This window comes from Qingrenia yutianensis, assembly GCF_014385105.1.
Classification (GTDB): Bacteria; Bacillota; Clostridia; order UMGS1810; family UMGS1810; genus Qingrenia; species Qingrenia yutianensis.
On sequence record NZ_JACRTE010000008.1, the window covers coordinates 40,887 to 62,760 of the forward strand.

General features: G+C 40.0%; 26 protein-coding genes, 4 tRNA genes and 2 pseudogenes. 19 read left to right on the top strand and 13 right to left on the bottom strand.

The window, feature by feature from the left end:
- Window positions 1–149: 149 nt before the first annotated feature.
- The 12 genes and pseudogenes from H8706_RS07880 (at window position 150) to H8706_RS07935 (ending at window position 9,740) form a co-directional block, all read left to right on the top strand.
- Window positions 150–353 (top strand): helix-turn-helix domain-containing protein, encoded by a 204-nt coding sequence (locus H8706_RS07880; RefSeq protein WP_178471259.1) that lies wholly within the window; start codon window positions 150–152, stop codon window positions 351–353.
- The gene (gene vanR, locus H8706_RS07885) at window positions 325–1,023 is read left to right on the top strand and encodes a VanR-ABDEGLN family response regulator transcription factor (protein WP_262432172.1); all 699 of its coding nucleotides are present in this window, start codon (window positions 325–327) and stop codon (window positions 1,021–1,023) included. The genes H8706_RS07880 and vanR overlap by 29 nt, the downstream gene beginning before the upstream one ends.
- Window positions 1,010–2,100: pseudogene (gene vanS, locus H8706_RS07890) on the top strand (vancomycin resistance histidine kinase VanS). The gene vanR and the pseudogene vanS overlap by 14 nt, the downstream one beginning before the upstream one ends.
- Before the next feature lie 136 nt (window positions 2,101–2,236).
- A complete protein-coding gene (locus H8706_RS07895) occupies window positions 2,237–3,100 on the top strand; it encodes an RND family efflux transporter (protein WP_262432174.1) in 864 nt (287 codons plus the stop codon).
- A gap of 1 nt (window position 3,101) precedes the next feature.
- Entirely contained in the window at window positions 3,102–3,815 is a 714-nt protein-coding gene (locus H8706_RS07900) for an ABC transporter ATP-binding protein (protein ID WP_262432175.1), read from the top strand.
- Window positions 3,805–4,992 (top strand): ABC transporter permease, encoded by a 1,188-nt coding sequence (locus tag H8706_RS07905; RefSeq protein WP_005422943.1) that lies wholly within the window; start codon window positions 3,805–3,807, stop codon window positions 4,990–4,992. Before H8706_RS07900 ends, H8706_RS07905 begins: the two co-directional genes overlap by 11 nt.
- 29 nt (window positions 4,993–5,021) lie before the next feature.
- A complete protein-coding gene (locus H8706_RS07910; protein WP_005422940.1) occupies window positions 5,022–5,513 on the top strand; it encodes a hypothetical protein in 492 nt (163 codons plus the stop codon).
- Between the two features lie 44 nt (window positions 5,514–5,557).
- Window positions 5,558–6,514 carry a D-alanyl-D-alanine carboxypeptidase family protein gene (locus H8706_RS07915; RefSeq protein WP_178352386.1) on the top strand — a complete coding sequence of 319 codons (957 nt, stop codon included), beginning with the start codon at window positions 5,558–5,560 and terminating at the stop codon, window positions 6,512–6,514.
- Between the two features lie 514 nt (window positions 6,515–7,028).
- Complete coding sequence (locus H8706_RS07920; RefSeq protein ID WP_178352387.1) at window positions 7,029–7,466, top strand: sigma-70 family RNA polymerase sigma factor; 438 nt, start codon at window positions 7,029–7,031, stop codon at window positions 7,464–7,466.
- The gene (locus H8706_RS07925) at window positions 7,450–7,692 is read left to right on the top strand and encodes a helix-turn-helix domain-containing protein (RefSeq protein WP_178352388.1); all 243 of its coding nucleotides are present in this window, start codon (window positions 7,450–7,452) and stop codon (window positions 7,690–7,692) included. The genes H8706_RS07920 and H8706_RS07925 overlap by 17 nt, the downstream gene beginning before the upstream one ends.
- 497 nt (window positions 7,693–8,189) lie before the next feature.
- Window positions 8,190–8,396 (top strand): excisionase, encoded by a 207-nt coding sequence (locus H8706_RS07930; RefSeq protein WP_262432176.1) that lies wholly within the window; start codon window positions 8,190–8,192, stop codon window positions 8,394–8,396.
- A gap of 90 nt (window positions 8,397–8,486) precedes the next feature.
- Window positions 8,487–9,740 (top strand): site-specific integrase, encoded by a 1,254-nt coding sequence (locus tag H8706_RS07935; protein ID WP_262432177.1) that lies wholly within the window; start codon window positions 8,487–8,489, stop codon window positions 9,738–9,740.
- Between the two features lie 232 nt (window positions 9,741–9,972).
- On the opposite strand, the gene H8706_RS07940 is transcribed toward H8706_RS07935, so the two are convergent.
- The 6 genes from H8706_RS07940 to H8706_RS07965 form a co-directional block, all read right to left on the bottom strand.
- The gene (locus H8706_RS07940) at window positions 9,973–10,383 is read right to left on the bottom strand and encodes a hypothetical protein (protein WP_262432178.1); all 411 of its coding nucleotides are present in this window, start codon (window positions 10,381–10,383) and stop codon (window positions 9,973–9,975) included.
- Window positions 10,376–11,110, bottom strand: coding sequence for a pseudouridine synthase (locus H8706_RS07945; protein WP_262432179.1), 735 nt, complete (start codon window positions 11,108–11,110; stop codon window positions 10,376–10,378). The genes H8706_RS07940 and H8706_RS07945 overlap by 8 nt, the downstream gene beginning before the upstream one ends.
- Window positions 11,111–11,128: 18 nt before the next feature.
- On the bottom strand, window positions 11,129–11,383 hold the full coding sequence (locus H8706_RS07950; protein WP_262432180.1) for a hypothetical protein: 255 nt from the start codon (window positions 11,381–11,383) through the stop codon (window positions 11,129–11,131).
- Between the two features lie 26 nt (window positions 11,384–11,409).
- A complete protein-coding gene (locus H8706_RS07955) occupies window positions 11,410–11,820 on the bottom strand; it encodes a pseudouridine synthase (RefSeq protein WP_316636817.1) in 411 nt (136 codons plus the stop codon).
- 18 nt (window positions 11,821–11,838) lie between these two features.
- On the bottom strand, window positions 11,839–12,984 hold the full coding sequence (locus H8706_RS07960; RefSeq protein ID WP_262432181.1) for a D-alanyl-D-alanine carboxypeptidase family protein: 1,146 nt from the start codon (window positions 12,982–12,984) through the stop codon (window positions 11,839–11,841).
- A 62-nt stretch (window positions 12,985–13,046) separates the two neighbouring features.
- Window positions 13,047–13,244, bottom strand: a complete 198-nt coding sequence (locus H8706_RS07965; protein WP_178347643.1) for a DUF896 domain-containing protein — start codon at window positions 13,242–13,244, stop codon at window positions 13,047–13,049.
- Between the two features lie 193 nt (window positions 13,245–13,437).
- Here H8706_RS07965 and H8706_RS07970 point away from each other — a divergent pair, with 193 nt between their 5' ends.
- Window positions 13,438–14,883: a peptidylprolyl isomerase gene (locus H8706_RS07970; protein ID WP_262432182.1), complete on the top strand. Its 1,446-nt coding sequence runs from the start codon at window positions 13,438–13,440 to the stop codon at window positions 14,881–14,883.
- A gap of 158 nt (window positions 14,884–15,041) precedes the next feature.
- Window positions 15,042–15,128, top strand: a tRNA-Leu gene (locus tag H8706_RS07975).
- A gap of 156 nt (window positions 15,129–15,284) precedes the next feature.
- Here the strand turns inward: H8706_RS07975 and H8706_RS07980 are convergent.
- The 6 genes from H8706_RS07980 to H8706_RS08005 all read right to left on the bottom strand — a co-directional run bounded on the left by H8706_RS07980 (window position 15,285) and on the right by H8706_RS08005 (window position 18,505).
- A tRNA-Arg gene (locus H8706_RS07980) sits at window positions 15,285–15,361 on the bottom strand.
- A 114-nt stretch (window positions 15,362–15,475) separates the two neighbouring features.
- Window positions 15,476–16,150 (bottom strand): PHP domain-containing protein, encoded by a 675-nt coding sequence (locus H8706_RS07985; protein WP_262432183.1) that lies wholly within the window; start codon window positions 16,148–16,150, stop codon window positions 15,476–15,478.
- Entirely contained in the window at window positions 16,143–16,598 is a 456-nt protein-coding gene (locus tag H8706_RS07990; protein ID WP_262432184.1) for a DMT family transporter, read from the bottom strand. Before H8706_RS07990 ends, H8706_RS07985 begins: the two co-directional genes overlap by 8 nt.
- Window position 16,599: 1 nt before the next feature.
- The gene (locus H8706_RS07995) at window positions 16,600–17,535 is read right to left on the bottom strand and encodes a DMT family transporter (protein WP_394354546.1); all 936 of its coding nucleotides are present in this window, start codon (window positions 17,533–17,535) and stop codon (window positions 16,600–16,602) included.
- Between the two features lie 30 nt (window positions 17,536–17,565).
- Entirely contained in the window at window positions 17,566–18,198 is a 633-nt protein-coding gene (locus tag H8706_RS08000) for an ECF transporter S component (protein ID WP_262432185.1), read from the bottom strand.
- Between the two features lie 145 nt (window positions 18,199–18,343).
- On the bottom strand, window positions 18,344–18,505 hold the full coding sequence (locus H8706_RS08005) for a DUF1540 domain-containing protein (RefSeq protein WP_178347419.1): 162 nt from the start codon (window positions 18,503–18,505) through the stop codon (window positions 18,344–18,346).
- 170 nt (window positions 18,506–18,675) lie between these two features.
- Between H8706_RS08005 and H8706_RS08010 the strand changes: the two genes are divergently transcribed.
- The 5 genes from H8706_RS08010 to H8706_RS08030 all read left to right on the top strand — a co-directional run bounded on the left by H8706_RS08010 (window position 18,676) and on the right by H8706_RS08030 (window position 21,207).
- Complete coding sequence (locus H8706_RS08010) at window positions 18,676–19,521, top strand: pyridoxamine kinase (RefSeq protein ID WP_262432186.1); 846 nt, start codon at window positions 18,676–18,678, stop codon at window positions 19,519–19,521.
- Between the two features lie 6 nt (window positions 19,522–19,527).
- Window positions 19,528–20,025 (top strand): TIGR04002 family protein, encoded by a 498-nt coding sequence (locus H8706_RS08015; RefSeq protein WP_178347417.1) that lies wholly within the window; start codon window positions 19,528–19,530, stop codon window positions 20,023–20,025.
- 16 nt (window positions 20,026–20,041) lie between these two features.
- Window positions 20,042–20,794 carry an SDR family NAD(P)-dependent oxidoreductase gene (locus H8706_RS08020; RefSeq protein ID WP_178347416.1) on the top strand — a complete coding sequence of 251 codons (753 nt, stop codon included), beginning with the start codon at window positions 20,042–20,044 and terminating at the stop codon, window positions 20,792–20,794.
- Window positions 20,795–20,995: 201 nt separating this feature from the next.
- A tRNA-Pro gene (locus H8706_RS08025) sits at window positions 20,996–21,072 on the top strand.
- A gap of 58 nt (window positions 21,073–21,130) precedes the next feature.
- Window positions 21,131–21,207 (top strand) — tRNA-Pro (locus H8706_RS08030).
- Window positions 21,208–21,273: 66 nt separating this feature from the next.
- Here the strand turns inward: H8706_RS08030 and tnpA are convergent.
- Window positions 21,274–21,779: pseudogene (gene tnpA / locus H8706_RS08035) on the bottom strand (IS200/IS605 family transposase).
- Window positions 21,780–21,874: the final 95 nt, after the last annotated feature.

Here is a 21,874-nt window from a genome sequence, read left to right on the forward strand (position 1 = left end):
TTTACAGTTCATGTTATGTTTTGTATATGTCTATACAGTTCTTATTATTAGCTTAAATAATTCGAATATTCTTTTATTTTCTATTGACTTTATTCGTATGTCCGTATATAATAAATATTGATAAACTATAACAAGGAGAAGGTTGTAGTATGGAATATATGTCTTGTCCAGAAGCGGCAAAAATATGGGGAATTTCTGAAAGACGGGTACAGAAACTTTGCGAGGAAAACCGTATACCGGGTGTTTCAAAAATCGGCTATATGTGGCTGATTCCGAAAAATTCAGAAAAGCCTATTGATAAGAGGTTAAAAAGGAGCATTGATAATGAACGAAAAAATTTTAGTGGTAGATGATGAAACAGAGATAGCCGATTTAATTCAAGTTTATCTGAATAATGATGGATATACTGTTTATAAATTCTATAATGGTGTTGATGCGTTAAAATGCATTGAGGAAACAGAAATTGATTTGGCAATTTTGGATGTAATGCTACCGGATATTGACGGATTCCGTATCTGTCAGAAAATCAGGGAGAAATTTTATTTTCCGGTAATTATGCTCACGGCCAAAATAGACGATAGCGACAAAATAATGGGGCTTACTATTGGTGCAGATGATTATATCACAAAGCCATTCAATCCTCTGGAAGTTGTTGCACGAGTAAAAACTCAACTGAGACGTTATCAAAGATATAATAATTCTAAACAAAATCAAACTATTGTAAAGAATGAATATGACATAAGAGGTTTAATTATCAATAGGGATAGTCATAAATGTTTTTTGTTTGGGAAAGAAATATCATTAACCCCTATTGAGTTTTCGATTCTTTGGTATCTGTGTGAACATCAAGGTAAGGTCGTCTCATCTGAGGAATTATTTGAAGCTGTATGGAAGGAAAAATATTTGGACAATAACAATACTGTAATGGCTCACATCGGTCGACTTAGAGAGAAAATGAATGAACCTGCCAAAAAGCCAAAATTTATCAAAACAGTTTGGGGGGTTGGGTATGAAATTGAATAAGAAAAACAATTTGCTGACTAACCTTTTCAAAAGTTATATTATACAATGTGTGATTTGGACAGTAATTATTGTTGTTGTTGCTACTATTTTAGGATCAGTTTTGCAAAAAGTTCTTGATAAATATGTTCCAAACTATTATCTTGTGTACAGATCGCTTTATCTTGGCATGGCAGCTATCGTTGTATTGGTAATTTGTATTATAAATATTACTTATAAACTTCTGAAAAAAGTTGTTGCTTATGTGGATGAGCTGCAGCATGCCATGAGTCAGATATTTGACAAAGATATAAATTATGTCGAATTATCACCGGAGCTTGGTGACATAGCAATAAAATTGAATCATTTAAAGCAAGAATCGGAAGATAACGCAAGACTTGCAAAAGAAAATGAACAAAGAAAAAACGATTTGATAATGTACTTAGCGCACGATTTAAAGACGCCTCTATCATCTGTTATTGGTTATCTTACCTTATTACGTGATGAAACACAAATATCAAAAGAATTGCAAACAAAATATCTTTCAATTGCCTTAGACAAAGCGGAACGACTTGAAGATTTAATCAATGAATTTTTTGAAATTACAAGATTTAATCTGTCAAATATTACATTACAATATAGTAAAATAAATCTTACACGACTACTGGAGCAGCTTGTATATGAGTTTAAGCCATTGCTAAAAGAAAAAAATTTGACTTGTAATCTCAAAATTAAAGAGGATATAACACTACAATGTGATGCAAATAAAATTCAGCGTGTATTTGATAATCTTTTGCGCAACGCTGTAATATATAGTTTCAATGATACAGAAATTCTGATTAATGTTGAAGTTCAAGAAAAGGATGCTATGATCATTTTCCAAAATCATGGAAACACCATTCCGGAAGAAAAGCTGGAACGAATATTCGAACAGTTTTATAGGCTTGATGGTGCGAGAAGTACCAGTAGCGGCGGCGCTGGTCTGGGGCTTGCCATAGCAAAACAAATTATAGAACTTCATAAAGGAACTATTCTTGCAGAAAGCGAAGATGAAAAAATTATATTTACAGTTACACTCCCTCTTTCGTAGGAAAATCGTAAGAATTTCTATAGTAAAAAAGAGAGTTTTCTTGTGGGCAATTTTATAAATAAAGGCTTTTAATCTGATATAATTACTATATTAGATCAAAAGCCTTTATTGCTTTTTCTCAAAGAATATATAACAAGGGGGTATATGATGCAAAAAAGCAAAAAAAGAATTGCAATGTTGCTAATATTATGTACGGCAATTATTCTGTCTGCATGTTCCGTCAATGAACAAACAGAACAAAATGTTGATTCAGTTAATACTAAACAACTTGACGATACAGTAACAGTTAACCGAGGGACTCTTACACCAACACTATCATCTCAAACTATGATTGTTAAATCTTCGGATTTTGTTGTATCTTCTTCTGAACATGGCGTTTTTGAAGCACATGTCACAAGCAGAGATAAAATTGCTGCTGGAGACATAATTGGAAAAGTTTCCGAAACAGAAATCAGATCCCCTGTTGACGGAACAATTATATCTGTCATTTCATCTGATGAAACTGTTCCCAATAATTATCCGATAGCAACTGTAAGATATACAGGATTTGCTTTAAATATTGAAGCAGAAAATTTTTTAAACACTTTACCGGAAAATGCCGAATTAAAAGCAAAATTTCAAGTTTTTGACGGTGTTGGTCCCACAGATGCAGTCGCTGTTGTAGCACCGGTATCAGAAAATAATGAAAATATATCAACGACCTCTCCCGTACAGCAAAACATTGTATTGCAATGTTTGATTGGCAGAGATGTTGATGTAAAGCCGGGACAAGGTGCTACGGTTGTTTTGACCGCAGAAACAGAAAAAGACGTGCTGTTGTTACCACTTTCTGTGATTGCAGGCAGACAAGGCAAAGGATCAGTAACAGTTATAAAAAACGGGGAGCGTGTTCAAACAGATGTAATGTTAGGTGCAACAGACGGAGCATATATAGAGATATTATCCGGCGTAGAAGAAGGAGATGTGGTCTCGTCTATTCCCCCAAATCTTGACCCAAGGAGTAATTCATAATATGGGAAAAATCATTAATGAAAATATAATTCAAATAAAAGATTTGTCAGCTACGGTTAAATTAAATAACGGCGATACTTTAGTAACAGTGAATAATGCTAATATGGAATTGAAAAGAGGTTATAGTTATGCTGTTACTGGTAAATCCGGTTCTGGAAAAACGAGCTTAATATCTATTATAGGATTGCTGAACCGTTCTTATAAGGGAGAGTATTGTTACAATGGGACTTCTGTTTCCTCGCTCACAGATCGCCAGTTATCTATGTTGCGTGCTAATAATATTGGATTTGTTTTTCAAAATTATTCTTTAATCAAGCATTTAAGAGTTTGGGAAAACATTGAGCTGCCATTACTTTATGCAAAAAAATTTTTAGATAAGAGGCAACGAAAAGAAATGATACAAAGTCTCTTGAAAAGTGTTGGGTTGGAAGAAAAAGAAAATGACTATCCCTCTAAATTATCTGGTGGCGAACAGCAGAGAGTTGCTATTGCTCGTGCACTGGCAACATCACCGGAAGTAATTTTATGCGATGAGCCCACAGGTGCATTAGATAAAAAAACCGGTCAGCAAATTATAGAACTCTTATTTCAGCTTGTGCATGAACGTGACATAATGCTTCTATTTGTAACACATGATTCTGATGTTGCAAATATTTGTAATATTATATATGAGATGGACGAAGGGAGGATTCAATGTGTTAAATATGATCCTTAAAGACCTTCGTATCTCTCCTCTAAGAAATATCTTAACAGGTATATCGATGTTTGTAGGAATTATTGCAATGATTAGTTCTGTCTTGGTGGGAACGCTTGGTAAAGAATATTTGATTTCTGTCAATGCACAGATGTATGGATGGAGTCCTACATATTCTTTTTCAATTACAGGATCAGATTTTCAAGATACCATTAAAATGGAGAATTTTTTTCGAGAAATTTACAATACTGATCATTTTGTGGCTGTTACCTTTTCCATGCTGGAAGAGATAACAGTTGCTCCAGTAGCGTCTGTCTCTTCTCTACAAGACATAAGTGACACTGTTTACAAAAAGACTGTACCCGTAGATGTTGTTTTTACTACAAGCACATATAACAAAATCTATAATTTGCCTATGTCATCAGGGGATTGGTTTGATTCTTCGGAAATAAATAAAACTCTGTGCATGGTAGTAAATAAAGCAGCACAGAATTATTTTGATACTTCATATGCTGTTGGAAATGTAGAAAGTAGTCTTTCATTAACACCATTTAATGTGGTAGGTACTGTGAATGACGGGACAGATATACCAACTGTATATCTTGACGCCCATTCAATAGAACTACTTGTTCCGAATATGTGGAAAGTAAAAAATGCAACTGTTCATTGGCATTCAGAAGCGGGAATTACCATGAGACAGATGTATTCGTCATTACATGACATTTTAGAAGATACAATAGGAGGAAATTTGGATATCATAGGGAAAAGTGATATTGGAGATACTTATAATTCCGTACTTTCTGTACTTCAATTAGGACTTTTGGTAACATCATTTTTATTGTTATTTGTTTCTGTATTAGGACAAATTAACATAGGGTTATCATCCTTGGAACAACGTACTCACGAATTACTAATTAGACGGGCGATTGGCGCTTCTCGTGCGAATATTGTTACTTTAGTGTTAGGCGCACAATTAACTATATCAGTGTTTGTTTGTATTGTTTCAATCCTGATATCCTTTTTCTTGGTTCAAGGCATGGGGTTATTTCTGCCTGTGGATTCTCCCGTAGCGGCACTGGAATATCCTATTCTTTCGGCAGTGGTAGCTGTTATAACATCCGTTGTTGTAGCGTTGCTTGGAGGACTATTGCCAGCGTTAAAAGCTGCAAAGCTTGAACCTGCATTGGCGCTTAGATAAAATAAATTTTATAAAATTGGAGGAAAAACATGAAAATATTATCTATGAAAACAACGATTTTTTTAGGAGCAATGCTTTCTTTATTGGTATGTCTGATGTTTACAGGTTGTTCAAATTCTGAAACAAATTCTACTTCAAGAGGACTCACGGATTTTGCACACATTGAAGAAGAATATCTTGCAACCATTGACAGTTTGAATTGGCCTGATGGCATTACACTTCCTGATAAACTGGAAGATGAAGATACAGGAGCTTCCTTTCAGGTTGGTTATGGAGAAACGAGAGCTTCTTATTTGTGGGAATATTCATGGATGAAAGAATGGCTTGATACTTATAATACAGATCCAGAGCGAGCCGAAAAAGCATTAGAAGAATTGGAAAAAGCCTTCGACATGCCATATATGGGAATAGACCGGTGTGATGACGCAACTCGTAATTATTTGCGCGAAAATATAGATAAAGCAAAATTAGGTGACCCCTCTGGATTTACAGAAAGTATAAGAGCAAATTATGCCAATTAGATTTACCTATTAAATCTGACTGATTACTGTCGGAGGTGCAATTTATGAAAAGAAAATACAAGAGAAGGACGTCTCGTTTCGGAATATTTTTTGTTTTCCTTACTGCTGTAACGATAGCAGGTGTATTTTTCATACCGTGGGTGATGAAGCCTGAAAATTTTAGAAACGAGAAAAATGCGATCTATTCATTTTTATATGGCGGGTTTCAGCAAGATTCATACAATGCAAAATCGTTAATATTGGTAGACCGTTCAAATAATGAAATTTTCATTTCTAAAAAGGAAAATGAGCAACAACTTCCCGCCAGCTTAGCAAAGCTATTTGTTATTGAATATGCTGCAACAATTGCGGATTTGGACAGTATTGTTCCAGTCAGCGATGAAGCAATTTCAATGACGAACCCCGGTTCATCTGTTGCAGACATAGAGGTAAAAGATTATTTTCTACATAACTTATTTGCTGCAATGTTAGTTCCTTCAGGAAATGACGCTGCCTATGTGGTTGCTGATTATTGTGGAGGTATTCTTTCTCCACAAGCCGCAAGAGGACAAGAACGTGTCAATGTATTTATGGACAATTTAAACATCCACTTACAAGAGGAAGGATATAGTAACACTATTCTGTACGATCCCAGCGGATATGATATGGATGCCCTTACTAATGTTTTAGACCTTAATGCTGTTGTAAATCAGCTTTTGGAATATCAATGGTTTCGGGATATTGTATCTCAAAGTTCTTATATGGCTACCTTGCCTGACGGCAGTACGCAAACATGGAAAAATACGAACACTTTTCTTGATCCTAATTCAGAATATTATAACGAGAATGTAATTGGGGTTAAAACAGGCTCTCTATCTGATGATTATCATTTAGTTATACTTTATAAAAAGTATGATAAGGAGTTTTTGATATGTAGTTTAGGTTCTCAATCAGACTCATCGAGATATGATGATGTTACTTATATTATACATACAATAGATGAATCTGACTACCTAAGATAGATAAAATAATATCAAAATATATCTAACAATTTGTAAATTCATAATTATCAAATATCTGCCGTACAACGGAAAAAGAAAAAAAGCCGTTGTACAGTAGATGTCATTTTGTGTGCTATTCTAATTTTGCGGCGGCTTTGAATAATCAAGGCCGCTGCCTTCATTTTTTGTTTTCGAAACCCTAATGACGACCGTATAAAGTGGCGGCTCACAGGAGGAATCGCCATGAAGCAAAGAATATCACAACAAAATATAACAAACTTTATACTGAAAAAAAACTTGTGCTTGTCAACGGAATACTTTGGTCCTGAATATGAACTGTCACATCATATAAATATATTATATAATTCTAATGCGTCTATCTATATTTTGGGGATAGGTGCATTTTTTATTTCTCAATTTGAAGTTGAAAAACGCAACAAAGAGCCATCTCCCGAACGGGTACGGAGCGAAAGGGGCAGAGGGGACAAACCTTTAACTCCTGTCCTCTACTCCACGCGGGAAGGAGGTGAACTCTATGGGGCTATCTTCTTCCGACAAGGAAAGAATACAACATCAGTACGACGCATTGGCAAAGAAAACGTTGGTAGGCGAAGCAAAAAGCTACCGCCGCACCCTTGCGAAACGCGCAGCACGCGAAGTAACTTTTTCGGATTTGAGCGAAAGTGAACTTGCGCAGCTTTTTACAACGGACGAATATGAAAGTGATTATTTCCGTTTTCAAGTGTCCGGCTTTGATGTACTCGTCAAAAATGAACTGCTTGCCGAAGCCCTTAACGCTTTGCCCGAAAGGAAACGCGATATTGTTCTCTTGTCCTACTTCTTGGATATGAGCGACGCAGAAATTGGCGAACTGCTGAGTGTTGTACGCACGACGGTTTTCCGGCACAGGAAATTCGCTCTTGCGAAAATCAAACAGTATTTGGAGGGAAAAGCAGATGATGAACACCGTTAGGAAATCTAAAAATCTTTTGCCGTTCCCTGTCATTTCGGCTGCGGCAAATGGCGATACCGAAGCAATGTGCGCTATTCTCAAACATTATGAGGGTTACATAGCAAAACTTTGCACTCGTACGATGAAAGACGATGCGGGCAATACCCATTTCTATGTAGATGAAGAAATGAGAAACAGGTTGCAAGTGCGTTTGATTACTCGTACACTTGCTTTTCGTGTAAGCTAAGTAAGTTTAGTTCATGCGGAAGTGCGTTCCCCTTTCCGCACTTTCCGCTATGGACAACAATTTATCATTCCGTAAAAGCACATTTTAAGAAATGTGTTTTTACAGGCTGATAACAGCTTTTACTGATCTTTGACAAAGAAAGCGACTCGACCGCAGTATAGGCAGTCTTTCAACATTCAGTCATAGCAGAGCTTATACAGTAATGCGCGATAATGGCACAGGCTTAGATTTTGGGCTTCATTTTCCTTTATGCCGGAGCGAGAAACATTTTTACCGTAAACGCAAAATAAAAGGCAATTTTGCATTGCGACGACGCTATGATGAAATAATGATACTCCCGTCTTGAACGCGTCACTGCATTGGGCGGTTGCGTAAGACCTACGCAGAGGGTGAAAGTCCCGTGAGCCGTGCCATCGGCTGTCAGACTGTCGTTAAACAAAATGAAATTGCAAACTACGATTAAATAATAAATTGAGTTTTCAAGGAAGGTGAAATATGTGGAAACTACTATTGATGTACCCGTATGGGAAAAATACACTTTGACGATTGAGGAAGCCTCAAAATATTTTCGTATCGGCGAAAACAAACTGCGAAAACTTGCGGAAGAAAATCTAAATTCGGGCTGGGTTATTATGAACGGCAACCGTATTCAGATAAAACGCAAAAAATTTGAAAAGATAATTGACGATGTTGACATAATTTAACGAAGAGCCTTGATTTTTCGCTTAAAGCGCGGTAGAATATTTATAAGTTATATCAAAGGCTCTTTCCGTTGCGGAAAGGAGCGTTGCAAAATGTCGGAAAAAAGACGCGATAATAAAAATCGTATTTTGCAAACGGGCGAGAGCCAAAGACAAGACGGCAGATATGCTTATAAATATGTTGACAGAAACGGGAAATCAAAATTTGTCTATTCGTGGAGGCTTGTGCCGACAGACAAAACGCCGAACGGGAAGCGCGAGGATTTATCGCTTCGTGAAAAGGAAAAAGAAATACAAAGAGACCTTGACGACGGGATAAACCCTGACGGCAAAAAGATGACGGTATGCGAGCTTTACGAAATGCACACCAAACACAACGGCAATGTTAAACCAAACACCGTTGCGGGGCGCAATCATCTTATGAAAATCATCTCCGAGGACAGGCTGGGCAGCTGTGCTATTGAAAATGTCAAACCGGCAGATGCAAAAGAATGGGTTTTGAGAATGAAAGAAAACGGTTTTGCTTTTAAGACGATTAAAAACTATAAGCGTTCGTTAAGCGCGGCTTTTCATACGGCGGTGATTAACGATTTCATACGAAAAAATCCGTTTGAATTTGAAATTGCCGACGTTATCGAAGATGACACGCAGCCCAAAGAAGCGCTTTCTTACGAGCAGGAGCGACAGTTTTTCGACTTCATAAGAAATGACAAAACATTCGGCAAGCATTATTATGATTTAGTCATTTTACTCGGTACGGGACTTCGTATTTCGGAGCTGTGCGGATTGACTTATGAAGATGTGGATATGGAACGCCGCATAATAAATGTTAATCATCAGATACTTTACGATGCAGATAACGGATATTATGTTTCGGAGCCTAAAACAAAAAACGGAGACAGACAGATTCCTATGTCGGAAACGGTATATGACGCATTTTCGAGAGTGATTGAAAATCGCAGACCTTCAAGCTATGAAATTGAGTACAAAGGAAAAATATTGACAAATTTCATATTTTGCAAGCAGAACGGCGAGCCGCTTACCTCCTGCTGCTATGGAACGGTGTTTAAGCGTTCAAGACAAAGATTTAAGAAATATTCAGATGTAGGACTGCCAAAAGCTATGTCGGCTCATACGCTGCGGCATACATTCTGTACCAAAATGGCAAACGCCGGAATGAATCCCAAATCGCTTCAATATCTTATGGGACACGCAAATATCACTATGACGCTGAACTATTACGCTCACGCTACATACGAGTCCACAAAAGATGAATTTGACAGGATAACGGGTACGAAGCCGATAACGAATTTGCCAAAACGGGCGGTGAAATACATTTCCGCATAAGTTGTAAACATAGGTTTTACTACTTAATTTACTACTTTTGAAAGCGAAAACATAAAAACATTTAAGAAATTATAAGAATATCGGCTAAAAACCAAAATGCCGCAAAGCCTTGTAAAATAAAGACTTAACGGCATTTAAGAAGTTATAAAAGGATATTGAAAAAATTAAACTATTTTTATACAAAAAAAGGAGCAGATAAAGCCACTCCTTTGCAAACTCAAAAATTTTTTATTCAGTTTTCTTCATTGTGGCATTTTGCGTCAAAATAGCCTTTGAGATTTACATAGTAAACGTCTTTTTCAACCCTGCCGCCGAGTGTTATTTCGTCAACCTTTTTAAACCTCAAAAGACGCATAAGGTCTGAAAGATTTTCATTTTTGCAAATAACGGGATAAATTTCGCGGCGCTCGATAAAATTGAGCATCGACTTTCCTATTCCGTGGGCAAGCATTTTAAAACCTTCGTCCGCAATGTAAACATCGCAAATCTCGGCAAAATCGGCAAAAACCTTCATTTTGCCTATTCCTATCAGCTCGTCTTTATCTTTTGCAACCATATAAAACGTGTTGTCCGTCTTTTTTTCAAATCCCGATTTTTCCGCAAAAGAACCGTCCAGCTCCATATAAGGCTTAATCTCAATCACTGTTTTTGCCCCCGTTTCCGACAAGAATTTTAATTTCCGCGTCGTTTAAATGACGCCATTTTCCGAGCGGAAGATTTCCCAGCGTGACCGTCGAAATTGCAACGCGCTGAAGATGCATAACGCGGTGTCCGACCGCCTCGAGCATTTTTCGCACCTGTCTGTTTCTGCCCTCTTTTATTTTTATCTCCACAACAGAGCTGTTTTTGCCGACTTCAATAACGTCAGCCTTTGCCTTTCTTGTGCGCACACCGTCGATAATAACACCGTTTTCAAGCTTGGAAAGCGCAAACCTGTCGGGAACGCCGTTCACATAAGCGTGATAAACCTTTTCAACATTGTGTTTCGGGTGCGAGAGAGTGTATGCAAAATCGCCGTCGTTGGTGAGAATTAAGAGTCCCTCGGTGTCCGCGTCCAGTCTGCCGACGGGATAAATGCGCCCGTTTACGTCGCCCAGAAGGTCGAGAACCGTGTTTCTGCCGAACTCGTCGCTCGCGGTGGTTACGTATCCCGACGGCTTGTTGAGCATAATATAATATTTTTTCTTTTCAAGCTGAACTTTCTTGCCGTCAACCTCAACTTCATCGCCGTCCGTAACCTTTGTGCCCAGCTCGGTCACGATTTTGCCGTTGACCTTAACCCTGCCGTCGGTGATGATTTTCTCCGACGCACGGCGCGACGCAACATTCGCCATTGCAAGATACTTCTGCAATCTCATTTCATTATCCATATGTGTTTCAAATCCTCTCTAAAAAGCGCGCCCGAGCCAGATTTCAAAAATTCTCCCGGCATTTTCGGAAAACGCGCCGCCGCTTATTTTTTCTTTTATGTTCTTTTTCTTATCCGCATTCCCGCCGGATACAACCCTTGCGCTTATGCGTCTGTTTCCTGCATTTATGTTAATTTTTCCTATATCCGCACCGGTTTTCACGGGCGCGTCAAGGTGTATTTTTTCTCCGTAATCAAACGAAATCTCAACATTTTCATCTTTTTTTGCCGTCACAAAAATATCGTCTGCAAAAACGCATTTTACATATTCTTTATCCGAACCCGAAACGGGCGCGAGAGAGTGTATGCAAAATCGCCGTCGTTGGTGAGAATTAAGAGTCCCTCGGTGTCCGCGTCCAGTCTGCCGACGGGATAAATGCGCCCGTTTACGTCGCCCAGAAGGTCGAGAACCGTGTTTCTGCCGAACTCGTCGCTCGCGGTGGTTACGTATCCCGACGGCTTGTTGAGCATAATATAATATTTTTTCTTTTCAAGCTGAACTTTCTTGCCGTCAACCTCAACTTCATCGCCGTCCGTAACCTTTGTGCCCAGCTCGGTCACGATTTTGCCGTTGACCTTAACCCTGCCGTCGGTGATGATTTTCTCCGACGCACGGCGCGACGCAACATTCGCCATTGCAAGATACTTCTGCAATCTCATTTCATTATCCATATGTGTTTCAAATCCTCTCTAAAAAGCGCGCCCGAGCCAGATTTCAAAAATTCTCCCGGCATTTTCGGAAAACGCGCCGCCGCTTATTTTTTCTTTTATGTTCTTTTTCTTATCCGCATTCCCGCCGGATACAACCCTTGCGCTTATGCGTCTGTTTCCTGCATTTATGTTAATTTTTCCTATATCCGCACCGGTTTTCACGGGCGCGTCAAGGTGTATTTTTTCTCCGTAATCAAACGAAATCTCAACATTTTCATCTTTTTTTGCCGTCACAAAAATATCGTCTGCAAAAACGCATTTTACATATTCTTTATCCGAACCCGAAACGGGCGCGGTAAAGGCGTAATCGCCCTTTTTAACTATATTTACAGCCTTGTAATTGTCAATAGCATACGACATCATATTTTTGTGGTCATTCCAGTCGTCGGGTGCATAAAGCGTCACCGCGATAACGCGCAGATTGTCTTTGTTCGCGCTCGACACCAAACACCGCCCCGACCGCTTTGTAAAGCCGGTTTTCACACCGTCGCAATAATCCAGCAAAAACAAAAGCTTGTTGTGGTTTCGGAGCGTCCGCCCGTAGGTTCTGCCCTCCCACGGCATTTTTTTCTGCTTCGACGACACAATTTCACAAAACTTTTCGTTGTGCATAGCATAGCGCGTAATCATTGCCAAATCGTACGCAGTGGTGTAATGCCCCTCCTCGTCCAGACCGTTCGGATTTTTAAACGACGTGTTGACCGCGCCGATTTTTTCCGCCGTATCATTCATAAGGCGCGCAAAATTCTCAACCGAACCCGAAACGTGAAGCGCAAGCGCCACCGCAGCGTCGTTTCCCGACGAGAGCATAAGCCCGTAAACAAGGTTTTCTACGGTAATTTTTTCGCCGTACCCAAGATACATTGACGAGCCTTCCACCCCGACAGCGCGTTTGTCCACGGTGACAACCTCGGACAAATCCGCGTTTTCAATGGCGCATATTGCCGTCATAATCTTCGTGGTGCTCGCCATAGAAAGGCGCTGCGACGCGTTTTTTTCAAACAAAACGTCACCCGAATAAAAGTCGATAAGCACCGCGCTTTTTGCGGAAACCGACAGCGCCGAAACGTCCGCACCGCACAAAAAAACCGCCGACGCCAAAATTAAGCAAAGAACCTTTCGCAAAAAAATCACCTCATATTAGATATATGAAACGATTTTTTCAAAAATCAATTTTCTTTGATAAATCAGTCTTTCTTCTTTAATTTATGCTCCACACCGCAGTCGTCAACGGTGTAAACGTTGCTTAACTCCGAGCGCAGATTTTTCTTGATTTTGTCGATATACTCCCTGCGAAGCTTTGCCTGCTCCGCTTTTTCCGCGTCGGTAAGACCGCTTTCTTTCTCCTTTTTTGCAAGGTAGTTTATTCTTTCAACCATATTCATAAAAATCACCGCCTTTAAAAAGTTATTATACATTATATTGCCTTGTTTTGTCAAATCTATATTTTTTATGAATAAAGTGTAAATATTTTGTCCGATTTTTCAATTTTCATTGACCTTTGTGTAATTTTTGTGTATAATTAAATTTAAGAATTTATGCAATGCCGGTTTTTGAGGCAGAAATGGAGATTTTTATATGGAAAAGAAAACTTGTAAAATTTGCGGACGCGAATTTGAAACAGAAATCGAGGACGCTGAAATTTGCCCCGAATGTGAAAACGAACAGGCGGAGGAACAGGACGATTTGACGATTGACGAAATTGAAAACACAGCGGAAGAAATGAGCGTCGGCGAAACGGCGGACGACACCGAAACCGACGAAAATACCGACGATGACGCTGACGGCGAGGGCGAACCGTTCGACGGCGGCTTGGAATCCGACGAAAATTTGAGCGAAGAAGAAATTCTCGCGCTTGAAGAAGAGGCACGCAAAAAAGAGGCGAAAAGGAAAAAAATCATCACAATAACCGCAGCGGTTGCAGGTGCGGCGGTGCTTGTGTCGGCAGTGCTTTTTGTTCCGTTCAAGAAAGACGACGCTGTTTACAAACCCGCAACGGTGGTAAACGCAGGCGAAAAAGCAAAGGTTATCAGCAAACGCACAAACCTTTTCACTCTCATTCAGTCGTCGATTGAATTTGCAAAAAATCCCGACGCGGATATGATTATCGGCGGTGAAAAAATCGACAAGTCGCTTTTTGAATATTTCTACGAACGCGCACAGTATCAGCTCCTTATGAAAAACGGTATGAGCACGGCATCAAACGACGAAATCAACAAATTCTGGGATAATGACGAAAACACAAAAACCGCGCTGACAAACGCAAAAAGAGATGTTATCACCTTTGTTGTGGCAAAACAGAAAGCCGCCGAAAAGGGAATTACGCTTACCGACGAAGAAAAAAGCAGTATCGACCAGTATATCAGCTCGTATGTAAACGATGAATTTTTAAAGCAGATGAAGCTTACAAAAGAGCAGGTTAAGTATATTCTCGAAGGTTCCACCCTCACCTCAAAGCTTGCACAGCAGGTTACAGGCGAGGAGGATAAATACAATCTCACAAACGAGCAGGTTGAAGCTTATGTGAAAGCAAACGGCGAAAAAATTACCGCAAAGCATATTTTGTTTACAACGCTTGACCAGCAGACATATCAGCCCCTTCCGGACGAGAAAAAGGCTGAAGTTAAAAAGAAAGCACAGGAAACTCTCGATAAAATTAAAAACGGCGAGGACTTTGACAAGCTTATGAACGAGCTTTCGGAGGATCCGGGACTCAAACAGTATCCCAACGGATACACCTTTGGCAAAGGGGAAATGGTTGAAGGATTTGAAAAAGCAGCGTTTGCGCTTAAAGATAACGAAGTAAGCGACCTTGTTGAAACCGATTACGGCATACACATCATAAAACGCGTTCCGCTTACACTTTCCGATTCCGACATTCAGAACGCAAAATCGGAGCTTCAGAACGCTTTGTTTGAGGACGAGATTTTAACTTGGGCAAAAAGTGTTAAAATTCTCACCAACGATGCCGCAATCAACGCTTCAAAGCCTGCGACGTACGGAACCGAAACCAAAGCAGAATAATCAGAAGGCTGAAATATTAAGTTTGGCAAATATTAAAAACGGCAGATATAGAATCTGCCGTTTTTTGCGTATTACAGCGTTATAAAAAATATTTGGAAAAAAATAAAAAAAGACTTGATTTTTCATTTCGGTTGTTGTATAATATCATAGTAACATTTGCCGCTGTGATGGAATTGGCAGACGTAGCGGACTCAAAATCCGCCGGTAGCGATACCGTGCCGGTTCGACTCCGGCCAGCGGCACCACGTCGGAATGGACTTCGGTCCATTCCGATTTTTCTTTGCGGAAAAATCAGTCATATGCTCCGTCATTCCCGATTTATCACAAAAGGAGGAACAGTACGGCGAACGGCTGATTTTTTATGAAATAAAAAATCGGAACAAGCAAAACCTGTTCCGACATGGCGCGCTATGAGGGATTCGAACCCCCGACCTTTTGGTTCGTAGCCAAACACTCTATCCAGCTGAGCTAATAGCGCAAAATATTTACTTTTTCAAAACACTAGAGTATTATATCACAATCAAAATCAAAAATCAAGTGTTTATTTCAATATTTTTCATTTCTTTTCGAATATTTTCAGATTTTGCCTCTGTTACAGGTCCATTCTGAATATTTTACCCTTTTGTGCTTTCATTTTCTGCACAAAATCGGGAACGTTTTTTATTTTCTCATCAAATTCCATACCGCCGAGCGACTCGCGCAGGCCGACGTGATTATCTGTGCCTGCACTGTAAAAAAGCCTGTAATTATCGGCATATTCCTTTGCACGCGCGTTTTCAAAATCGGTACGGCACGCGTTATAAATCTCAACTCCGTCCACATTGCGCGGAAAAAGACGTATCATATTGATGTAACTCGCCTCGCGGAACGGGTGCGCGTGAATTATCAAAGCGCCATCGCTGCGTGCAAAATCGCAAAATTCGGTCGTTCCGAGTGACATAACATCAGGATGCGACAAAAGCCAGTTTTTATCCAAACCGTACACCAAAACATCGGTGCCGTGATACGAATACTCAAAGCCGAAAAACACATCAATGCCAAGCTTTTCACCTGTTTTTTTCGCATTTTCAAAACCCAAACAAAAGTCGTTCACCATCTTGTCCCAGCTCTGACTGCGATCAACAGTTGTGTTGCCGTTAAAAAAGTGGTCGGTGATAAAAACGCCGTCAAATCCCTGATTTTTATAAAATTCAACCAGTTTTTCCGCCGTGATGTGCGAGCATTTGCTCCCTTCGCTTGTGTGACAGTGAGTTTCGTATTTATACATTTAAGTTTCGCCTGCCCTTTCCGCAAATTTTTTGGAAAATTTCTTTCGGCAACTGTGAAAGTATTATAGCCGCGAATATCAAAAGACTGCCGATTGCTTCTTTGGGCGAAAATTTTTCGTGCAGAACAATCCAGCCCGAAATCATCGAAAATACCGATTCAAGGCTTAAAATCAGCGACGAAACGGTGGGGTCGTTACCCTGCTGACCTATAATCTGGAGCGTGTATCCCACTCCCGACGAGAGAATACCCGAATACAAAATAGCCGTTTTTGCGCTCCAAAGACTTGCAAAATCGGGAGTTTCGAGCGCGAACATAAACACCGTCGAAATAACCGCGCACACAAAAAACTGTATGCACGACATTTTTACGCAGTCAACTTTCGGCGAAAAATGGTCGATAACCAAAATATGCACCGAAAACATAAACGCGCAAAGCATTACGAGCATATCACCCTGCCCTATCGCAAAACTTTCTTTCACGCACAAAAGAAATTTTTTGGAAAATTTCTTTCGGCAACTGTGAAAGTATTATAGCCGCGAATATCAAAAGACTGCCGATTGCTTCTTTGGGCGAAAATTTTTCGTGCAGAACAATCCAGCCCGAAATCATCGAAAATACCGATTCAAGGCTTAAAATCAGCGACGAAACGGTGGGGTCGTTACCCTGCTGACCTATAATCTGGAGCGTGTATCCCACTCCCGACGAGAGAATACCCGAATACAAAATAGCCGTTTTTGCGCTCCAAAGACTTGCAAAATCGGGAGTTTCGAGCGCGAACATAAACACCGTCGAAATAACCGCGCACACAAAAAACTGTATGCACGACATTTTTACGCAGTCAACTTTCGGCGAAAAATGGTCGATAACCAAAATATGCACCGAAAACATAAACGCGCAAAGCATTACGAGCATATCACCCTGCCCTATCGCAAAACTTTCTTTCACGCACAAAAGATACATTCCGAAAACCGCAATAAGCGCACTTATCCAAATGTTAATCCCGACTTTTTTCTTGAAAAACAGCCCTAAAACCGGCACGATAATTATGTATAAAGCAGTTAAAAAACCCGTCTTTCCGACAGTGGTGTACATTATGCCGATTTGCTGAAAAATACTTGCGCAAAAGAGCGCCGCACCGCAGCATATACCGCCGATAACAAGTGTTTTTGTATCTTTTTTCACAGCACTTCCGCTGTCCGGCTGTGCAATTTTTCCGAGGAAGAATATGCACGGCAAAAGCGCAATTCCGCCGATATACGAGCGCATTGCAAGAAACGTGCACGGGCCGACGTAATCGGTGCCGATACTCTGTGAAACAAATCCCGTGCCCCAAATCAGTGCGGTTAACATCAATAAAAGATTTTTCTTTAAGTTGCTTTTCAATGCTGTTACCTTCTTTACCAAAAATTAAAATTATGAGCGTTTTTTCATCACCAAAAGCGCCTTTGCAACCGTTGCCGAAAGGATTGCCGCAACAGCAGCCTCCGCAAGTCCGTTTGTTAAGATTGTCGCGCCGATAAATGCAAACACGCCGTTTGCCGCCTTTTCGCCGAGCATTTGCGTATACTCGTTCTTAAAAAGAATACCGATAAGTCCCATAACCAAAATTGTATTGGTCATCGAACCCGCAACGCCCGCTGTGAGCAGTGCGCCGACATTGGTGATTTTCTTTTTCAGCGCGGTGTAAACATAATACGGAAAAACCCCCGCCAAAATTCGCGGAACAAAGCAGATTACAAGCGCATAAAGCGCGCCGGCATAGTATCCCGTGCTGATGTGAAAAAGAGGGTTGAACACAAACGACATAGCCGAGGTTGAGAAAAACGTGTTCTTTATAAAACTGGTAATTCCGAACATAAACCCTAAAAACGCACCCTTTTTTGAACCGAGCACGATAGAGCCGATAATTACGGGAACGTGTATAATCGTTACGTTAATAACGGGGTTTATCGGTATATAACCGATATTCGGCACAAACGTCAGCAAGAATATAATTGCCGTCAGCAGTGCGGTTTTTACATATTCCGAAAGCGCAGAGTTTTTCATCGTTTTGTCCTCCGTGTAAGCATTACTAGTATATTTATCTGATATTTTAGCATAATTTTTCGGTTTTGTCAAATAAAAAGTAAACAAAAATTATGCCGACATATATCGTATATATCGGCATAATTTCTATTTTGCAAATTTTTGATTATTTGCAGAAGCAATCCTTTTTCTCAAAGGTTTTGCAGAGTGCATCTTTGTGTGTTGCATCGTTATTTACCTGTATGCAGCCTGCAACGCATTTGTTTTCGGGTGCATGATGTTTACATTCCGCCGCGTCACATTTAACTCCTGAAATAGCGTTATCCATTTTAAAAAGTCCTCCTTAAAATTTTTCGGCTATTTTAATAAAAAATCAAAAGCAGTTAATGATTTTTTCAAAGCCTAAAGATATTTTTTCTCGTTTTGAGAATATTATTCTTGAAAAATGAAAATTTTTGTGATACAATAATGCAAATACATAATAACAAAGGTGATTTTATGGTCAGCAATACCGTTAAAAGGGTTGCGGCGATAAACGATATGTCGGGCTTCAGCCGATGCTCGCTCACGGTTGCAATGCCGATAATTTCGGCTATGGGACTGCACTGTTGTCCTTTGCCGACGGCAATTTTGTCAAACAACACCGAGCACGAGGAATTTTTCTTTGATGATTACACCGATAAAATGCAGCTGTACGCAAGCTACTGGCGCGATTTAAAGATTAAGTTCGACTGCATTTACACGGGGTTTTTGGGCTCGGAAAAGCAGATTGACATTGTAAAAAGCTTTATCGCCGATTTTAAAACCGATAAAAATATTATCCTTATCGACCCCGTTATGGCTGATAACGGCAAAATCTACTCCACATACAACGCGAAAATGTGCGAAAAAATGAAAGCGTTAACCGCCGTTGCAGACGTTATAACGCCCAATGTAACCGAGGCTTGCATACTGAGCGGAACGGAATACAAAGGCGAAAACATCAGCCTTAAAAATGCGGAAATGATGGGAAGAAAAATCGTTTCGCACGGTGCAAAAACAGTCGTTATAACCGGAATACGCGAAGACGACAACGTGGTAAACTTCATTTGCAAAAAGGATTTTTGCGATTTTGTGAAAATCAAAGCCGCTCCCGTTTACTATTCGGGCACGGGTGACGTTTTTGCGTCGGTTTTGTGCGGTGCGCTCACAAACGGCAAGGATATTACGCAATCTGTGAAAATTTCTTCGGATTTTGTGGAAAAGTGTGTTTTATATTCCAAAAAGTGTGGTATATATCCTAATGAGGGTGTGGGATTTGAAAAGTTTTTAGGTGATTTGGTAAATACAATCGAAAAGGAATGAAGAACAATGAAAGTAAAAAGATTGGTAATGACAGCGGTATTCACGGCTTTGGTATTTGTCACCACGGCGTACATATTGCATATCCCCATACCGGCAACGGGCGGATATGTGCATATCGGTGACGCGGTGATTTATCTTGCGGCGGCTTGCCTTCCTTTGCCGTATGCCATTTTTACAGCATCTGTGGGCGCAGGCTTGTGCGACGCGCTTTTCGCCCCCGTTTACGTAATTCCCACAATCATAATCAAGGCGATACTGGTGTTGTTTTTTACAAATAAAAAAGATAAAATCATTTGCAAACGAAATGTGATTGCGCTCATCTTGGCAGGCGTTACGGGCGTTTTGTGCTACTATGCCGTTGACGCATTTTTGTATTTCGACAAAAACTTCCTCGCGGCGCTTTCCACGCTTCCTATGAGCTTTGTTCAGCCTGCGGCAAGTGCGGCGGCATTTTTGATAATCGGCGCGGCTTTGGACAAACTAAACTTTAAGAAGTTATTTTAAAAGGCGGTAGATCTTATTGAAAGCTCTTGTAACGGGCGCGTCGTCGGGAATAGGCTATCAAATTGCACTTTGCCTTGCGCACCGGGGTATTGACCTTGTTGTGTGCGCACGGCGCGAAGAACGGCTTGAAAAGCTTAAAAGCGAGGTTAACGTAAACGTTAAAATCATAAAGGCGGATTTAACCGATATTGACAGTGTTTTTGCACTTTACACCGAGGTTAAAAACGACGGAATTGATATTCTTGTGAACAACGCAGGCTTTGGCGTTTGCGGTGAGTTTTTGAAAACCGACCTTGTGCGCGAGCTTGATATGATTGATTTGAATATAAAAGCTCTGCACGCGCTGACAAAGCTTTTTCTGCGCGATTTTACAGAAAGAAACAACGGATATATACTGAATGTTGCGTCGTCCGCGGCATTTATGCCCGGCCCGCTTTTGTCGTCATATTACGCGTCGAAAGCGTACGTTCTGCGCCTTGACCGCGCGGTTAACACCGAGCTTAAAAAGATGAAATCGGACGTAAGAATATCCACTCTTTGCCCGGGACCTGTAAAAACCGAGTTTGACGAGGTTGCAAACGTGAAATTCAGCTTAAAAGGTCTGGACGCACGGTTTGTTGCGGAGTATGCGGTGAAAAAGATGTTTGCGAAAAAGGAAGTTATCGTGCCGGGCCGGCAGATGAAACTGCTGCGTCCGCTTCAAAAAATGACACCCGATTTTATACTGTGCAAAATTGCATATCATATACAAAAGAGAAAAATATACTAATTTTGCATATCGTTTATTCCGCACAAACGTATTAAGTTTTCATCAGACAGTCTGATTTTAGGCAATCAAAGTTAAAATTTAAACCTCTCTTTTTTCATAAAAGAGAGGTTTTGTTTTTTTCGGTTAAAAATGTTAATTTTTTCGTATTTTCACTTGACAATGCTAAAAATTTCGTGTATAATATAATGCGTTGCAACACCTCGGAATGTGGCTCAGTTTGGTAGAGCGCTGCGTTCGGGACGCAGAGGTCGCAGGTTCAAATCCTGTCATTCCGACCAAATTTATATTCCGCATAACAACGGATTTTTCCACTGTTATGCGGAATATAAATTTGGTCGGAATGTGGCTCAGTTTGGTAGAGCGCTGCGTTCGGGACGCAGAGGTCGCAGGTTCAAATCCTGTCATTCCGACCAAATTTATATTCCGCATAACAACGGATTTTTCCACTGTTATGCGGAATATTTATGTTTTGCATTTGCTCAAAAACACACATTCAAACGTAAAAAAACACATAAAAAAGTTGTCGAACAAACCGCACATTTTTGTATAGAAAAATCAGAGCAAGCGATACATAGCTTGTTTCGGCGTGGCAATGCCGGCCATAAAGATATTTGCGCCGAAGGCGCACTCGCAAAAATGTACGTTTTGATAGCTTTTGTATTTTTCCCCACGGTATCTATGTAATATCCCTTACACCAAAATTCGCGGTTTCGGTATGCAAATTTCATATTAAATATCCTATAAATCCCGAAACACTCATTTTGGGCGGGATGCTTACCAACATATGTATATGATCCGGACATACTTCACCCTCTATTATTTCCACCCCTTTCCATTGACATAGTTGCCTCAATATTTCGCGTATTTCTAATCTTTTTTCCTCATAAAATACATTTCGTCTGTATTTCGGCGCAAATACTATGTGATACTTGCAATTCCATTTTGTATGTGCTAAACTGTTTACATCTATGTTTTCTTTTTTCATAGATAAAATCCTCCTATGTGTTTTTATTATTGACTGACAGGTCAATCTTATTATGACACATAGAAGGATTTTTGTTCATCGGTTAACCTTTTTTG

Coding starts and splice junctions, on each gene's coding strand:
- H8706_RS07880 (WP_178471259.1), top strand. CDS start 150: ATGGAATATATGTCTTGTCCAGAAGCGGCAAAAATATGGGGAATTTCT.
- vanR (WP_262432172.1), top strand. CDS start 325: ATGAACGAAAAAATTTTAGTGGTAGATGATGAAACAGAGATAGCCGAT.
- H8706_RS07895 (WP_262432174.1), top strand. CDS start 2,237: ATGCAAAAAAGCAAAAAAAGAATTGCAATGTTGCTAATATTATGTACG.
- H8706_RS07900 (WP_262432175.1), top strand. CDS start 3,102: ATGGGAAAAATCATTAATGAAAATATAATTCAAATAAAAGATTTGTCA.
- H8706_RS07905 (WP_005422943.1), top strand. CDS start 3,805: ATGATCCTTAAAGACCTTCGTATCTCTCCTCTAAGAAATATCTTAACA.
- H8706_RS07910 (WP_005422940.1), top strand. CDS start 5,022: ATGAAAATATTATCTATGAAAACAACGATTTTTTTAGGAGCAATGCTT.
- H8706_RS07915 (WP_178352386.1), top strand. CDS start 5,558: ATGAAAAGAAAATACAAGAGAAGGACGTCTCGTTTCGGAATATTTTTT.
- H8706_RS07920 (WP_178352387.1), top strand. CDS start 7,029: ATGGGGCTATCTTCTTCCGACAAGGAAAGAATACAACATCAGTACGAC.
- H8706_RS07925 (WP_178352388.1), top strand. CDS start 7,450: ATGATGAACACCGTTAGGAAATCTAAAAATCTTTTGCCGTTCCCTGTC.
- H8706_RS07935 (WP_262432177.1), top strand. CDS start 8,487: ATGTCGGAAAAAAGACGCGATAATAAAAATCGTATTTTGCAAACGGGC.
- H8706_RS07945 (WP_262432179.1), bottom strand. CDS start 11,110: ATGGATAATGAAATGAGATTGCAGAAGTATCTTGCAATGGCGAATGTT.
- H8706_RS07955 (WP_316636817.1), bottom strand. CDS start 11,820: ATGGATAATGAAATGAGATTGCAGAAGTATCTTGCAATGGCGAATGTT.
- H8706_RS07965 (WP_178347643.1), bottom strand. CDS start 13,244: ATGAATATGGTTGAAAGAATAAACTACCTTGCAAAAAAGGAGAAAGAA.
- H8706_RS07970 (WP_262432182.1), top strand. CDS start 13,438: ATGGAAAAGAAAACTTGTAAAATTTGCGGACGCGAATTTGAAACAGAA.
- H8706_RS07985 (WP_262432183.1), bottom strand. CDS start 16,150: ATGTATAAATACGAAACTCACTGTCACACAAGCGAAGGGAGCAAATGC.
- H8706_RS07990 (WP_262432184.1), bottom strand. CDS start 16,598: ATGCTCGTAATGCTTTGCGCGTTTATGTTTTCGGTGCATATTTTGGTT.
- H8706_RS08000 (WP_262432185.1), bottom strand. CDS start 18,198: ATGAAAAACTCTGCGCTTTCGGAATATGTAAAAACCGCACTGCTGACG.
- H8706_RS08005 (WP_178347419.1), bottom strand. CDS start 18,505: ATGGATAACGCTATTTCAGGAGTTAAATGTGACGCGGCGGAATGTAAA.
- H8706_RS08010 (WP_262432186.1), top strand. CDS start 18,676: ATGGTCAGCAATACCGTTAAAAGGGTTGCGGCGATAAACGATATGTCG.
- H8706_RS08015 (WP_178347417.1), top strand. CDS start 19,528: ATGAAAGTAAAAAGATTGGTAATGACAGCGGTATTCACGGCTTTGGTA.